Consider the following 14,373-nt stretch of genomic DNA (forward strand, 5'->3'; position numbering starts at 1 on the left):
CGGGCGGGCCGTCGGGGGTGGGCAAGGGGCGGCCACTCAAGCCCATGCCTTCGCTGATCAGTACGGCCCCCGGTACCAGGCACAGGTTGGACGGGGTATCCAGGCCCTGGGCGAGGATACTCACTTCTCTTGTCGGCAGGTTGCAGCACAGCAGGCGGCCGCTGAAGCGGGCGAAGCCGCCGTGCAGGCATTCGCCGTCCCAGTTCGTGAGCAGCGGTTGCAGCAGACGGTCGCAGAGTTCCAGCACCAGCAGCTGTCCCGTTGGGGTCAGTGCCAGGCCGGTGGGCAGTTGTAGGCCTTCGATCAGGACTTCGCTGTGGCCGCTTTCCGGCCAGACCCGGATCACCTGGCCGGCCTGGTCGGCGAAGTCGATGCCCCGGCGGCTCGGGTCCTGGTGCAACTCGCCGGAGAACAGGCTGATCAGCATGGCGCCGGTACTCGGTTCGTAGACCAGGGTAACGGGCACCGCATCCTGATCCTGGCCCAGGTCGGGCAGCTCGACCAGGACCCGCTCCTCGCCGGTGCCGCTGAACTCCACCAGTTGGTTGCTATCGGGTTTGACTGCCAGCCAGCGATGGCGCGTGGGGTGATAGCACAGGGCGTTGAGGTTGCCGCGGCTGTGAAACAGAGGCTCGGGAGGGCTACAGGCCAGGTCCAGGACTTTCGAGCCTTCGACGTAGTCGGTCAGGCTGGCCAGGCAACGCCCCGCGCCGCAGGCGATATCCGACAGCCCCAGGATTTCGTCGCGCAGCATGCGTGCCTGCATGTTCATGGAACGAAAGCCATGGGCCAGCGTTTCGGGCATCAGGTAGGCACCCGTCCGGCGCGGGTCGGGGCGCAGTCGGCTGATGCGTCCACTGAACGGTTGGTCCGGCCGTCCGGAGCCGGCTTCGGCCAGCAGCAGGCTGCCATCGGCTTGCAGACAGAGGCCCCGGGGGTTGAGCAGGTTCTCTCGAATGACCGTGTGCGCACGCAAGTCTTCACGGGGCCGGGGGGGAATCCGTAGGGGAGCTGTCATCGGTTCTCTCCAGTTGGCGTTGGGTCGGTTCATAGCGGCGGCTGCCAGGATTCGCTGCTGTCCTGCCCGGCGAAAGCCCAGGGACAGAACAGCAGGAGCAATGGCAACAGGCGGCGCAAGAGACGGACGTTCATGGCGGCACTCCTGTGAAGTGCCGGGTGACGCTGTGTCACCCGGTGTTCCCGGTACGGGGCTCCTGTCAGCAGGGGGGGAAGTCCTTCATGCTCAGGGGCATCGGCGGGTAATTGTGTTTCACCAGGGCGTTGGCCCAAAGCTCCAGCACGGCCCGCCGGCTCTGCGACATGTCACGGGTGATGGGCATCGAGAGCGTGCTTTCTTCCTGGTACTCCTTGCTGATCAGCACGATCAACTGGTCGATGGCGCCTTCCACGCGCTGCTGGGAGTTGAGCGGCATGAACTTGTTCATGATCGGGTACAGGTAATAGAAGGGCTGCAGGATCTGCGGGTAGATGAAGTTGTTCCACATCAGCTGGCTGGCGTTCAGGTCCCGGTAGATAGTGTTCCAGTAGTCGATGAAGTCCTGCTGCAGCTTCGGCTCCAGCGGCAGCACCCGCAAAGGCGCGAGGCAGTCGGTGTAGGCCTCGGAGTAGTTGAAGCTAAAGGGCACGGCGGGCATCTTGCCGCCTTCGGGCAGGAAGAAACGCAGGGTAGGGAAACCCGGTGCCTCTGCCCTGATTCCCAGTCGGGCGACACCGCTGGCGTCGGTGCGGATCCTGGCGATGCTGTAGTTGACGCTGCTGGTAGCCGTTTCGTCGCGCAGGGTTCCGGTCTGGGCGATGGCATTGTCGAAAACCAGGCAGGGGCGCAGGTTGACGGTAATGGGTTGGTCGAGGAACTGCTGATAACCGACCGGTTCTCCCTCCGGCACGGTATTGGAGGTGACGACCGTGCGCCTGTCCGTGAGCCGGCGGCCGCTGCCAGTGGCCAGATAGCTGACAGCCACCGGCGTGTCGATGAACTGCGGCCGGTTGGAGCGATTCAGCGCAGGTTCTTCCGGGTAATCGTAGAACAGGGTGAAGTCGGCTTCGTTGCTGAATGCCAGGTAATAGTCGCTGGTGGTCACCATATAGGCGTTGCCGTATTCGGCGACCAGCAGTTCGGTGCCCTCCGGCGCGGGCTTGCCGTCCTTCTGCACCATGATCGTCAGCGTCTTGTGGTCGCCAACATCGATGAAGCCTCCACTCTCGACCACTTCGGCGGTCCACTGCCGCTGGGTGGCGGCGATCACCGGTTCGGCGCTTGCCAGCAGTTTTTGCAGTTCCAGGGGGCCGCTCTCGAGCAGGTTCTTTTGCTCGACAGTCAGGGGCACGTCGAGAATGCCTGAGCGCTGGTTGAAGGCCGACTGACGGTACAGGGGGTAGGTGATCATGACGGCGGAGATGAACCGGTCTTCCTGGCGCACTCCCAGGTGGAGGATGCCGGCATTGAATTTCTCGGCCACCGCGATGGGGGCCTTGGGATCGACCGGATAGAACGGAATGCCATTGGACAGATCCAGCGACAGGGTGTCGCCGGTGATCTGGACAGGGATCACGCCCAGCGTGGCCTTGGTGTCTTGCATATCGCCAGGCGTGGTCTTGTAGACCGGCACCGGCTCCGCCGGGACCAGGCGCCGGCCAGCCGGGGCGGTGGGGAATTCGTCGTCGAACCACAGGCCCAGGGTGCCCGCCGTGCTGCTGTAGGCCGGGTTGTAGAAAATATCGGCGACGTTGTTCAGCCCCTGCTCATACATCCGCTGCACCTGGGCCACGTCCTCGGGGTTGCTGGAATGGGTATTGACCGGCGGGAAGTCGTTGAACACGCCGTTCTTGTCGTAGTAGGTCAGGTAGGTGGAGAAGCGGAACATCAGCCCCTTGGCGCCTTGCTCGATCATCTGCTGCTGGAGCTGTTGCAGCAGGAGCGAATCGCCGACGGCCCAGTCCAGGTTTTCCCTCGCAAAGCAGGTCTGCCAGGTGGTCGTCACATAGCTCAGGCCGCCGAAGGTGGATGCCCAGTTGAAGTTCAGGAAGCGGTCGAGCATCCGGTACTGGCGGTTGAGGGTCAGGCCGCACTGGGCGTCGCCCAGCACCAGCTTGTCGAAATACAGCGCGGTGAAGGTGTTCTGCCAGGGGCTGATATCGACGAAGCGGGCGGGCGTGGGCGCCTTGCTGCCAAAGGGGTTGCCGAGCAACTGAAAGCTCTTGCTGACCAGCGGGTCCCGGTCGATGTAGGTATTGGCCTGGAGCTCGCCACCAATGATCGTTGACTGGGTGTCCTTGTAGCTCACGGTGCCGCAGGCATTGTCGCCGAACAGGTCCCATTCGGCGGGCATGAACGGGGTGCGGAAGTTCGAGGCATTGGTCGGCACCTGCAATACATAGTGAGGCACCTGGGTTCTGGACAACGGCCGGATGGTCCAGGGCATCAGCGCTTCGGGAGCGTTCTGGGGATTGATGTCATAGGAGTTCAGGAACTGCCAGTTGAGGTCCATCCTGACCGCGTCATAGAGCGGCAGTGCATCGTTGTTGTTGGCCGTTGGCGGGTTCCAGAACATATGGCCGTTGAGGTAGATGCGGGGGAAGTTCAATACGCTCATGTCAGGCTCCTTAGCGTTGCCACTGGGCGCGTTTAAGCGACCAGACAAAGTCCAGTTTGTTGTAATCGGCGAAGTCCGAATCCGGCAGCGGGGTGGTGGGGTAGACGATCCCGCCGTCCTCTTTCATCGCGAAATTGAAGTAACCCTTCTGTTTCGAGTAGGCCGCGGTACCGTGGCAGGCCAGGCACGATGAGGTGTCCTGGAAGGCCGACTCCAGTTGCGAATTGGCCAGTACCTGGGTCACGGGTTGGAATTCGACCCCGATCAACTCGTACTTCGAGAGGTAGGGGTAGTTGCCCTGGAAGCTGCTGTTGACTGGTATGGAGGGGGGCGTCGGCCCGGTGGTGTTGGTCATCGGGGTGGCCGGCACGGCGTTGGTCACGGTGTACTTGTGGTTGTTGACGTTCTCGAAGGTGGTCCAGATCCACTTGGGACTCAGCTTGTTGATCACGTGCATGCCGCTGAGCGCGGCATAGCCGACCTGATACTGGTTCTGGTGGGGGTAGTAGGCCTGGATGATGTAGTAGCCGTCGTTTTCCAGCTGTTGCTTGAACGTGGCATCGGTGCCGATCCAGATCCACGAGGTTTTTACCTCCCAGGAGGTCTCGGGAAATTTCAGGTCGCTGGTCAGCGCGTACTGACCGTTCATGTTGTAGACCCGTTTCTGCACGATGTAGTCGAAGGTGCCCTGGCCCATCTGCAAGAGAAAACGTACCGGTTGGCCCCGTTGCGCTTCCGGTACCTGGCCGCCCATCAGCAGGGGCAGGCCGTCCACCTGTAGCGTGCTGTCCAGGTCATGGAAGGTCCGGTCGAGGTTCATCCCCAGTTGCCGGGCCTGTTCCAGGACTGCGTCGGGCGCGGGCTGCTCCGGCAGGTAGGGCTGGGGCGGGGCACCATTGGGCAGGAACACCTGACTCGAGGGCTTGAGCCCTTCCCAGACCCGGTTGGGGCTGCCCTGGGCGGACGGCTGGTTGAGGCAGACGAACCAGTTCCAGGCCTGGGTCTCGGGACTGGCGAGGAAGTCGCTGCGGGTCTTCTCGACGTCGGTCCCGTAGGTGAAGAAATTGCTGCAGTCGTAAGGGCTGGCGCTCTGGGCCTGGGCCAAACCGGCCACGGCACTCAGAACTGTTATAGAGATGGCTCGCCGCATGGAAGCTCCTTGGCATTGGCCGGGTCGTGGTGAGGGCGCTCCAGGAAGTACTGCAGGAGCAGTTGCTTGACTGCCGTGGCCGGAAGCTGGTCCGGCAACGACAGACCGCAATTGGTGATCAGCAGCGGACCGGTCGCGCGGCTGGCCGGCAAGCGTCCATGGCTGCCGCGGACCAGCCGGGTATCCAGGGGGATCAGGTCCATGTAGTAGCGAAAGCCGAGTTTCTTCTGCAGCAGGCGCCGCGCCGCTCGCAGTTTCGGAAAGCGGATGGCCGGATCGATGAACAGTTCCAGCGGGTCGTAGCCCGGCTTGCGGTGGATGTCCACGGTGCGGGCGAAGTCGGGGGTCAGGCAGTCGTCGAGCCAGTAGCGGTAATCGAACCAGTAGCCGGCCGCGGCCACCGCCACCAGTTCGCCGCTGCGCTCGTGGTCCAGTTGCCAGTCCCGTTGCGCGGGCTTGTCCAGCACCTGCTCGATGCCCGGCTGGCGCTGCAATAGCGCCTTGACCCGGGCCACGTCCTCGGCGCGTTTCACGTAGACATGGGCGATCTGATGGTCCACCACGGCGAAGGCGGCGCTGGCGCCAGGGTCGAGCAATTCCCAGCTCAGCGACTGGCGGACCTGCAGCCATCCTTCACGGCGCAGCAGGCGGTTGATCGACACCGATTGCCGGACCGCCTCGATGCCGTATTCGGAGAGCAGCATCACCCTGGCGCCCTGGGCTTGGGCGAAGCTCAGCAGGCGCCCCACCTGCTGGTCGATAGCGCGGACCTCGTCGGCGATCGACGGGTCTTGGGGGCCCAGGCGTTGCAGGCTGTAATCCAGGTGCGGCAGGTAGATCAGTTGCAGGTCGGGTCGGTTGAGCTGGAACTCGGCCATGGCGCAATCGACGATCCAGCGGCTGGAGGCGATGCCCGCCGCGGGCCCCCAGAAACCGGGGAAGGGAAACTCGCCGATCTGCCGCTCGAGGGTCTGGTGCAGGCTGGCGGGCGTCGAATAGAGCCCGAACACCTTGCGCCCATCGGCCGGGTAATGGGGGCGTGGAGTGATGGCCGCATCCACCTCTGCGTGCATGTTGAACCACCAGAACAACTGGCTGCAGCGAAAGTCGGGGCGCTGGCGCTTGAGGGTCTGCCAGACCTTTTCCCCCTGGACCAGGGCGTTGGATTGCAGCCAGAAGCGCACTTCGGCCTGGTCGCGAAAGTACCAGCCGTTGCCGACGATACCGTGTTCCGCGGGCGTCAGGCCAGTCAGCAGCGAGGCCTGCACGGTCGAGGTCACGGCCGGGAACACCGGTTGCAGGCTGGTCATCGCGGCGTTGCGCAGCAGGGCATTGATCCGTGGCGTGGCCTCGCCCAGCAGGCTCGGCGTCAATCCGACCACATTGATCAGCAACAGCGGTGGGCAGCTCGTTTCAGACGCCATGGGGGCAGGCCTCCTGCGCGGGGGATGGGGGGCTCAGCAGTTGCCGCTCGCGTAATTGCCCTTCGACCCAGCGCAACTCGGCAACGATGCCCTGGAGCAGCGCCTGTTCGGTCTGTGGCCGCAGCGGAGCGGGCAGCACGTTCCAGCTGTAGGTTTCCACCTCCAGTACCGGGTGCACTTCCGGGTGCTCCGCCAGGTAATCGAAGGTCTGCAACAGCGCGCTCTGGCTGCCGCTGAGTTCGGGCAGCAACAACTGCTCGCTGAATAGCGGCACATGGAAATGAATGCGCAGCTCGGGGCAGGACGCCAGCTCGCCGGCCTGCAGCGCGGCGGGCAGGTCCGGCCAGGCCAGCAGGCAACCCTGGTGGTCCCGGGCTTTGACCTGATGCAGGTAGGTGGCCTCGACAAAGTCCCCCAGGGCCGTCAGCACCTGCTGGCGCCGCAGCGGGTCCGCTTCCGGCAGGCGGCAGATCAGGGCATTGGAGAGCTGGATCTTGCCCACCGGCACACCGGCCTGGCGCAGCCGCTCCAGGGCGTCATGGCAATGCTCGAAGACCACGGCTTGATGACAGACATCGAAGCACAGGGCCAGATGCTCATGATGGGGATCCGTGGCTTGCCAGCGGCGGAAGAATTCGATGGCCTGGTCGGTGTGCTCCAGCACGCAGTCGGGCTCCATTTCCAGGCAGAACAGGATCTGCTTGCCGGTCTCCCGGCGCAGCCTGGCCAGGGCCTGGGTCAGCTGGCGCAGCTGTTGCTCGGCCCGTTGCCGGTGGGCCAGGCTCCAGGTGGCGGCATACCCCAGCGGCACGCTGGAAATCACCCCTTTGGGGCAATCCTCCGGCAGGGCCGCCGCCAGGATCCGCGCCAGTTGCAGGCTGTACTCCAGGCGCTGCGGGTCGGCCCAGTTGGGCAGATAGACTTCGGCTTTCACCGCGCCCTGGTGGAACTGGCCGTAGGGAAAGCCATTGAGCGAAGTCAGGCGCAGCCCGCTGTGCCGCAACAGCCTGAGAAATCCCATGAGGGCCTGCGGCTGTTGCAGCTCGGCCGCCGCCTGGGCGCTGATCCACAACCCGCTGTCCTGTTCGGGCAGGCCGCGTTGCTGGCGCACGCCCTGGAAGTGCGTCTCGATCGAGGCGCTCAGCGTGGCCAGGTCGGGGGCTGGGTGCACGTTGCTGCAATAGCCGATCTGGGCGGCGCTCCAGCCCCGACGAGCGCTCATTTGACCACCGGTTCCTGGCCGCGCAGGGCGGAGTTGTCCTGCCACTGACGACGCTGGTCGATGGGCAGCGGGGCACTCACCCACTGCTTGTCCAGCTGCCCGCTCTGGGCGAAGAAATCCACCGGGTTGTGGAACAGCACCTGCTCCACCTGGGCTTCGCTGAAGCCGGCGGCGAGCATGGCCTGTCCGGTCTTGGGCACCTTGAGCGGATCGCTGATGCCCCAGTCGGCGGCGCTGTTGACCACCATTTTCTCGGTGCCGTACTCCTTGAGCAGGGCCACCATGCGCTGCTCCGACATCTTGGTGTTGGGGTAGATGGAGTGCCCGCGCCAGCAGTCGCTGTCGAGCACCAGGGGCAGGGTCAGTTCGTTGAGGTGATCGATGATCACCAGATGTTCGGCGATGCCCACTTCGCGGATCACTGCCAGGGTGCGCTTGGTGCCGCCGATCTTGTCGCGGTGCGGGGTGTGCACCAGCACCGGCAGGTTGAACTGCCTGGCCAGTTCCAGTTGCGCGGCGAGAAAGCGGTCTTCCTCCGGGGTAATGTCGTCGTAGCCGATTTCCCCTACCGCCACGACGCCGTCCTTGACCAGATAGCGCGGCAGGATCTCCAGCACCTCGTTGGCCAGCGACAGGTCATTGGCCTCCTTGGGGTTGAGGCCGATGGTGCAAAAGTGGTGGATGCCGAACATGCTGGCGCGAAAGCGTTCCCAGCCCAGCAGGGTATCGAAGTAGTCGATGAAGCTGCCGACGCTGGTGCGCGCCTGGCCTTGCCAGAAAGCCGGCTCGATCACCCCGGTGATGCCAGCGGCGGCCATGTTCTGATAGTCGTCGGTGGTGCGGCTGACCATATGAATATGTGGGTCGAAGTACTTCAGCATGGTGAGTCCCTTATGTGGTTGTAGAAAACCGTGGTGACGCCTAGCTTGTTCAGGCGTCGGCCGTAAGGTGTTCGAGCCAGTGCGGCGGCAGTCGTCGCTGCTGGCACAGGTCGCGCAGACGCAGACGCTGGGCCGGGCTCAACAACTCGAAGGCGATGGTCTGGGGCAACCCGTCGGAAACGTTGCGCTGCGCCGCCAATTGCTCCTCCATCAGGTCCAGCGCCAGCTGGTTGAGATCGACGCTGCGCCGCTGGGCCAGGCCGTTGATCCGGCGGCTGTCCAGGCCCATGCCCAGGCTCTTGAGCACCAGTTGATTGAAGGCCCGGTCGTTGTAGTGGCGGGCCGGGAAGGGGTTGTCCAGGGCGATGGCGGCGAACACCTCGCGGTTATTGGTGCGCCCCGCCTGCAGCGCCAGGTCGAGGCTGTGGCCTTGGCTATCCAGGTCGTCCAGGGCCTTGAGCAGGGCGCTCTTTTCCGAGTCGTCGGCCCAGAGGAACAGCTGGCGCAACAAGGGCAACCGATCGGCGCTGGCCTGCTGTTGCAGAAGCTGCGCCAGCAACAGCGCGCGGGCCAGCTGGCTCCGGGTCCAGCCTTGGCTGTCGGGTACCAGGCTGTCACCGAGGCGGCGTTTGCACTGGCTGCTGAGCAGCACCAGGGTATTGGCCGACGGCTTCCGGGCCAGTTGTTCCAGGGCCTCTTGCCACCAGCGGCGGGTGTCGGGGGCGAGCTGTCCGTCGAGCTGCCGGCGCCGTTCGGCGAAGGCGGCATGGCGGGGGGCGAGCGCATTCGAGGATGGGGCAATGACGTCCATGCTCATGTCGGCTTGATCCAGCGTTGAAGGTGGGGAAGCAGGAAAAACACCAGTACGCACAGCAGGCTGCCCAGGGGTTGGTTGGCCAGGGCCAGTACCAGGGCATCGAACAGTGGCAGGGCGGCCAGGCCGGCACCGATAAAGGCACGGATCTGCCGCTGCCGCGGGTTGGCCAGATGGCGCCGGTAGTGCCAGCCCAACCAGCCCAGCCACAGCAGCAGTACCAGCCAGAACACGCCGTTGTCGGCATAAGCGACCAGGGCCAGCGGGCTGAGCATCAGCAGCAGCGGCAGGCGGCTGAGCAGCTGGTTCTTATGTTCCAGCCGGGCCAGGTAAGTCAGGCCGGCGATGTAGGCGCCCAGCAACGCGGCGCACCACCACAACGGTTGCGGTGGCATGGCCAGGCTGGCGGCGGCGGTCAGGTACAGGGCCGAGCGGCAGCCGCCCATGAGCCAGACGCTGTGGGGGTGTTTTTTGTGCAGCAGGTTGTAGGCCAGGATGAACAGCAGCAACAATCCGGCGCTGGCCAGCAGCCAGCGAGGCTGGGCGATCAACTGGCTGAGCCCCAGCAGCGACAGCAACGCCAACAGCAGCAGGGCGGTGGTGGCCAGGCTCACCTGAGTGCGACTGACCAGGCCGAGGACAATGGGGCGCGGGTTCTGGTGCCGCTGATCCCAGTCGGCATCCAGCAGGTCGTTGAGCAGCATGCCCGCCAGGTAGAGCGCCGAGAGCACCAGCAGCAGCAGGGTCCAGACCAGCGACGAGGGCGGCGCCAGGGCGGTGGCGCTGCTGGCCAGCAGGGCGGCGGCCAGGGTGTTGGTCCACACCGTCGGCAGGTTGGAGACCCGCCCCAGTGTCAGCCAGGTGCTCAGCGCTGAAGGCGTCATTGCGCGCAGCCCTCGCTCCAGGCGAAGTCCGCTCTGCCGAAGCTGGCCAGGCGCAACAGGGCTTGTTCCATCACTGGCAGTTCGATGTGGTGCACATCGATGGACTGGCCCAGGCGGTTGAGCATCGGGATCGACAACTGCCCCCCCAGGTGCTGGCGGAACTCTTCCAGCCCTTGCAGCACCAGAGAGCCACCCTGGGCGTCTTTCAGCCGCAGTTCCGCGGGGCACAGGTTGAAGCCGAGCTTGTCCAGCACGTGCAGCAGGCGCTGGGTTTCCCCATCGGACAGCAGGCCGATGGCGTTGGCGTAGAGCGCATCCAGAGCCATGCCCACGGCCACCGCCTCACCATGGCGCAAGCGGTGCCGACTGAGGTTTTCCAGCTTGTGGGCGGCCCAGTGGCCGTAATCCAGAGGCCGGCCGTTGCCCCGTTCAAAGGGGTCGCCGGCACCATTGATATGGCCCAGGTGCAACTCGGCGCAGCGGCGGATGGCATAACGGCTGGCGCTGTGCTCGAAGCTGGCCAGGGCCTCGACCTGCTGCTCCATCCACTGGAAGAACGCATGATCCTTGATCACCGCGACTTTCACCGCCTCGGCGAGGCCGGCGATCTGGTCCCGGTGCGACAGGCTGAGCAGCAGCTGGAAGTCGTTGATCACTGCCGTGGCGGGGTAGAACGCCCCCAGCAGGTTCTTCTGGGCGAAGGCGTTGATGCCGTTTTTCACCCCGATGCCGGCATCGTTCTGGGCCAGCACCGTGGTCGGGATGCGGACCAGGCGCATGCCCCGGTGGAAGGTGGCGCAGGCGTAGCCCACGGCGTCCAGTACCGCTCCGCCGCCCAGGGCCAGCACATAGCAGTGCCGGTCCAGGCCATGCTGCAGCATGTGCGCATACAACTGCTGGAGCACTTCCGGGGTTTTGCTCAGTTCCCCCGCCGGCACCGCGATCGGCGCGGCCTGCAGATGCAGGTCGGCGGTATGGGCGCTGAAGTAATCGCTGATCTGCTGTGGCAATTGTGGGGAGCACTGCAGCAGTTGCTCGTCGACAAACACCAGCGCTGTGGTCCGCCCCGGATGCTGCCGGGTGAGTTGCTGGTGCAGGCAGGCATTGTCCGCCTGGAATATGTGGTCGGTGAACAGTACCGGATAGTGGTAGCTCACCTCGAAGCGACCCTCCAGGGAGCGCGCTCGATCACCCTGCGGCTGCGCGACGCGTGACTTGAGCAGGCTGCGGCCGCCCAGGAACAGGCCCGGCAGGACCATGCTGGCGAGAATGGTCGCCAGCAGGGCATTCTGCTCTACCAGCAGACTGCCGATGGCGCTGTAGGCCAGGGCCAGTCCGGCGTTGGCCAGGGTGGTGACCAGCAGGAACTGGCGCTGTGGGTAGCGCTGCATGCCGGCGGCCAGCACCGAGGTCTCGGCCAGCACTGGCACACCACGCAGGCAGACCAGCGACAAGGTACTGAGGCGATAGGCCAGTTGCCCGGGTTGCCAGTTTCTGAGACCGAGCCAGTTGGAGAGCAGGCGAAAGTAGCCTGCCCCCAGCCAGTAGCCCAGGCAGGCTCCCAGGCACAGGCCGATAAAGATCACCAGGTAGCCGCCGATGGCACCCAGGGCGGCCACGGCCAGCAGCGCCACCAGGCTTGAAGGTACTGGCAGCAGCACATCCAGCGTCAGCAGGGCTACCAGCAGCAGGGCCAGGCCTAAACGTTGCGTGGGGTCGGTGGGTAGCAAGCTGCCCAGATGGTTCAGCAGTTGTTGGATCTGCTGTTCGAACAGCAGGAAGCTGGCGACCACCAGGATCGAGAACAGGAATAACGAGAGCCAGTAATTCTCAGTCGTACTCTTCAGCGAGAAGGCACGAGGCAACGAGCTGCGCTTCATCAAGCATCCCTCTTGATTGATATGACTTATTCCGTGTCAGTTCAGCTTGTAAGGCAGGGGAGATGTTCGGTTATTGAATTCCTCGAAAGGTTCTTATTGGTTTTTGCCCCGTTGGAGAACACTTGGATGACGATTAGTCATCAACTTAGCCAAGGCCTGGAGTTTTGCAAGTGAACCGCGCGAGCTGGCTGCAATACGCTTTTCTGGTTCGTTGGGAAAGCCCGGGAATAATGTGTTTGTACTGTTGCGAACAGTCTTGTGGATTGACGGTGATGACCTGTTTTTGTGGGTTTTAGTCAATGGATTCGGGCGGTGCAAGATTTTTTTGGTGTGGTGTTCGGCTATAGAATGTATTGCCTTTTTTCATATGCAAGAGAAGTAACCAAAAGAAATAAGCACCGCAATTTATAAAGGGAATACTTTGGGAAGTGGAGGTGGGGGATAAGGCAGGATTTGAAATAACTATTCTTAGGCTGACTATTAGTTGGCTATTGAATAGGTGGCTTGTTGGTTTGGTCTTTATTGAGTTGTATGGGCGAATTTACTGTATGGACTTATTTAATGGGGCGGTTGTTTGTTTGGTAGTGAGAATCACTCGCGAAGTTGTTCGGTTAAGTTGCCTTGCTTGAAACAATATGTATTGCCGTGCGCCATGGACCTGGCTGTTTCTGCACCGGTTGTCCGTGAAGATCGGGCTGCACGGCGGCTGCGGTGAGGGAAAACTCACCGCAGCCGTGGGCTCAGGCTGGAGTGACGCGTTCGGCGGCAAGGAACTCTTCGGTGGACAAGACGCTGGCATAGGCGAACGCCAGGGCTGACATCACTGCGCTCTGAACCTGTGCCGCCGCGACTCGCTGGCCATTGAACTCCAGGTCGAGGGTGGCGCAGGCGTCATGGATCACTTTCACCGGGTAGCCCAGGTCGGCGGCGGCCCTGGCGGTACCTTCCACACACATGTGGCTCATGCTGCCGACCACCACCAGTTGTTCGATGCCGTGCTGGTCAAGAATGGCCTTGAGCTCGGTTTCGCGGAACGAGTTGACGAAGTGCTTGAGCACCACCGGCTCGTCGGCGCGGTTGCTGACCTTCGGATGCAGTTGCGCGCCGCTGGAGCCGGGGGTGAAGAACGGTGCGCTGTCGGAGGTGAATTCGTGGCGGATGTGCACCACCTGCTGGCCACTGTCGCGGAAGGCCTGGATCAGCCGCGCGGCGTTGTCGGCGGCGGCTTCGGCGCCGACCAGGGGCCACTTGCCGTTGGGGAAGTAGTCGTTCTGGATATCGATTACGATGAGCGCTTGCTTGGCCATGGGTGTTTCCTCTGAAGTAGTGGTTGGCTGTGGAGTCCAGTATTGGCTCCGGCGGGCCGGTCGAGGATTGGCCGCACCGACAATAGCAGGGGGAAAACTGACAATGGGTATGGAAAGCGCAGTCGCCGAACTGGGCGTGCTGATCTATCCCGGCGCACAGATGGCCGCGGTGCATGGTTTGACTGACCTGTTCGAGGTCGCCAACCGCATTGCCGCCGAACAGCGCAGCACACAGTTGCCGCTGCTGCGCATCAGCCACTGGCAGGCCCAGGCCGACCAGGCGCCCGTACGGGTGTACGACAGTTGCCCGGGTGCTGACGGTCCATTGCTGGCGGTGCTGATCCCACCCTCGATGGCCGGTTTTTCCCAGGCGCAGGCACCGCAGGCACTGATCCAATGGCTGCGCCAGCAGCATGCCAATGGCGCGACCCTGGGCGGGGTCTGTGTCGGTTCGATCCTGCTGGCCGAAAGCGGCCTGCTTGACGGCCGCAGCGCCACCACTCACTGGACCTCGGCGAAGCGGTTCGCCGAGCGCTACCCGAACATCCGCCTGAACGCCGACAAGCCGATCGTCGACGACGGCGACCTGATTACCACCGCCGGCCTGATGGCCTGGTCCGAGCTGGGGCTGCGCCTGGTCGACCGCCTGCTGGGCCCGAGCATCGCCAGCGGCACCGCGCGTTTCCTGGTGATCGAACACAGCGACAGCGCCAGCCAGTGCGGCAGTAACTTCGCGCCGATCCTCGGCCATGGCGACGCGGCGATCCTCAAGGTGCAGCACTGGCTGCAGGCCAATGGCGCGGTGGACGTTTCCCTCGCCGTCATGGCGCAGCAGGCCGGGCTGGAGGAGCGCACCTTCCTGCGGCGCTTCCGGGCCGCCACCGGGCTCAAGCCCACCGAATATTGCCAGCACTTGCGGGTAGGCAAGGCACGGGAAATGCTCGAGTTCACCAACGGCACCATCGACCATATCGCCTGGACGGTCGGTTACCAGGACCCGGGGGCGTTCCGCGCCACCTTCAAGAAGATCACCGGGCTTGCGCCCAGCGAGTATCGCGCGCGTTTCGGCGTGACACCGCCGGCGCGGGCCGGGCAGGGCTGATCCCGCGGGTCGTGCAAAATACCGGGCGTCGCCGGCCGATCGTGCAAAATAGAACAGGCGCAATGCCAGCAGCGATGGCCTGGAGCGCTTATTCC

11 protein-coding genes are annotated in these 14,373 nt (G+C 63.8%); 1 reads left to right on the top strand and 10 read right to left on the bottom strand.

The genetic code is table 11. The features are described from left to right. From AC07Y9_RS17455 to AC07Y9_RS17500, 10 genes are all read right to left on the bottom strand, one after another. Positions 1-1,018, bottom strand: a 1,018-nt coding sequence (locus AC07Y9_RS17455; RefSeq protein WP_102690471.1) for a hypothetical protein, incomplete at its 3' end; no start/stop codon positions are given. Positions 1,019-1,217: 199 nt separating this feature from the next. Beyond that, on the bottom strand, positions 1,218-3,614 hold the full coding sequence (locus tag AC07Y9_RS17460) for a hypothetical protein (RefSeq protein ID WP_102679425.1): 2,397 nt from the start codon (positions 3,612-3,614) through the stop codon (positions 1,218-1,220). Between the two features lie 10 nt (positions 3,615-3,624). Then, on the bottom strand, positions 3,625-4,764 hold the full coding sequence (locus tag AC07Y9_RS17465) for a hypothetical protein (protein ID WP_102679426.1): 1,140 nt from the start codon (positions 4,762-4,764) through the stop codon (positions 3,625-3,627). Next, complete coding sequence (locus tag AC07Y9_RS17470) at positions 4,743-6,188, bottom strand: alkaline phosphatase family protein (RefSeq protein ID WP_102679427.1); 1,446 nt, start codon at positions 6,186-6,188, stop codon at positions 4,743-4,745. Before AC07Y9_RS17470 ends, AC07Y9_RS17465 begins: the two co-directional genes overlap by 22 nt. After that, a complete protein-coding gene (gene eboE / locus AC07Y9_RS17475; protein WP_102679428.1) occupies positions 6,178-7,410 on the bottom strand; it encodes a metabolite traffic protein EboE in 1,233 nt (410 codons plus the stop codon). The genes AC07Y9_RS17470 and eboE overlap by 11 nt, the downstream gene beginning before the upstream one ends. Next, positions 7,407-8,291, bottom strand: a complete 885-nt coding sequence (locus tag AC07Y9_RS17480) for a TatD family hydrolase (protein ID WP_053262842.1) — start codon at positions 8,289-8,291, stop codon at positions 7,407-7,409. The genes eboE and AC07Y9_RS17480 overlap by 4 nt, the downstream gene beginning before the upstream one ends. A 49-nt stretch (positions 8,292-8,340) precedes the next feature. Continuing rightward, positions 8,341-9,108: an EboA domain-containing protein gene (locus AC07Y9_RS17485; protein ID WP_102679429.1), complete on the bottom strand. Its 768-nt coding sequence runs from the start codon at positions 9,106-9,108 to the stop codon at positions 8,341-8,343. Next, on the bottom strand, positions 9,105-9,989 hold the full coding sequence (locus tag AC07Y9_RS17490; RefSeq protein ID WP_102679430.1) for a UbiA family prenyltransferase: 885 nt from the start codon (positions 9,987-9,989) through the stop codon (positions 9,105-9,107). The genes AC07Y9_RS17485 and AC07Y9_RS17490 overlap by 4 nt, the downstream gene beginning before the upstream one ends. After that, positions 9,986-11,869 (bottom strand): 3-dehydroquinate synthase, encoded by a 1,884-nt coding sequence (locus AC07Y9_RS17495; protein ID WP_102679431.1) that lies wholly within the window; start codon positions 11,867-11,869, stop codon positions 9,986-9,988. The genes AC07Y9_RS17490 and AC07Y9_RS17495 overlap by 4 nt, the downstream gene beginning before the upstream one ends. Positions 11,870-12,609: 740 nt before the next feature. Further along, positions 12,610-13,176 (bottom strand): cysteine hydrolase family protein, encoded by a 567-nt coding sequence (locus AC07Y9_RS17500; RefSeq protein ID WP_102679432.1) that lies wholly within the window; start codon positions 13,174-13,176, stop codon positions 12,610-12,612. A 103-nt stretch (positions 13,177-13,279) separates the two neighbouring features. Between AC07Y9_RS17500 and AC07Y9_RS17505 the strand changes: the two genes are divergently transcribed. After that, positions 13,280-14,278: a GlxA family transcriptional regulator gene (locus tag AC07Y9_RS17505; protein WP_102679433.1), complete on the top strand. Its 999-nt coding sequence runs from the start codon at positions 13,280-13,282 to the stop codon at positions 14,276-14,278. The last annotated feature ends 95 nt before the right edge of the window (positions 14,279-14,373 follow it).

The organism is Pseudomonas sp. GW456-L12 (assembly GCF_059424045.1).

Bases quoted from the DNA above. Each gene is read 5' to 3' on its own strand.
- AC07Y9_RS17500 (WP_102679432.1), bottom strand. From the start codon at position 13,176: ATGGCCAAGCAAGCGCTCATCGTAATCGATATCCAGAACGACTACTTC.
- AC07Y9_RS17465 (WP_102679426.1), bottom strand. From the start codon at position 4,764: ATGCGGCGAGCCATCTCTATAACAGTTCTGAGTGCCGTGGCCGGTTTG.
- eboE (WP_102679428.1), bottom strand. From the start codon at position 7,410: ATGAGCGCTCGTCGGGGCTGGAGCGCCGCCCAGATCGGCTATTGCAGC.
- AC07Y9_RS17490 (WP_102679430.1), bottom strand. From the start codon at position 9,989: ATGACGCCTTCAGCGCTGAGCACCTGGCTGACACTGGGGCGGGTCTCC.
- AC07Y9_RS17460 (WP_102679425.1), bottom strand. From the start codon at position 3,614: ATGAGCGTATTGAACTTCCCCCGCATCTACCTCAACGGCCATATGTTC.
- AC07Y9_RS17480 (WP_053262842.1), bottom strand. From the start codon at position 8,291: ATGCTGAAGTACTTCGACCCACATATTCATATGGTCAGCCGCACCACC.
- AC07Y9_RS17485 (WP_102679429.1), bottom strand. From the start codon at position 9,108: ATGAGCATGGACGTCATTGCCCCATCCTCGAATGCGCTCGCCCCCCGC.
- AC07Y9_RS17495 (WP_102679431.1), bottom strand. From the start codon at position 11,869: ATGAAGCGCAGCTCGTTGCCTCGTGCCTTCTCGCTGAAGAGTACGACT.
- AC07Y9_RS17505 (WP_102679433.1), top strand. From the start codon at position 13,280: ATGGGTATGGAAAGCGCAGTCGCCGAACTGGGCGTGCTGATCTATCCC.
- AC07Y9_RS17470 (WP_102679427.1), bottom strand. From the start codon at position 6,188: ATGGCGTCTGAAACGAGCTGCCCACCGCTGTTGCTGATCAATGTGGTC.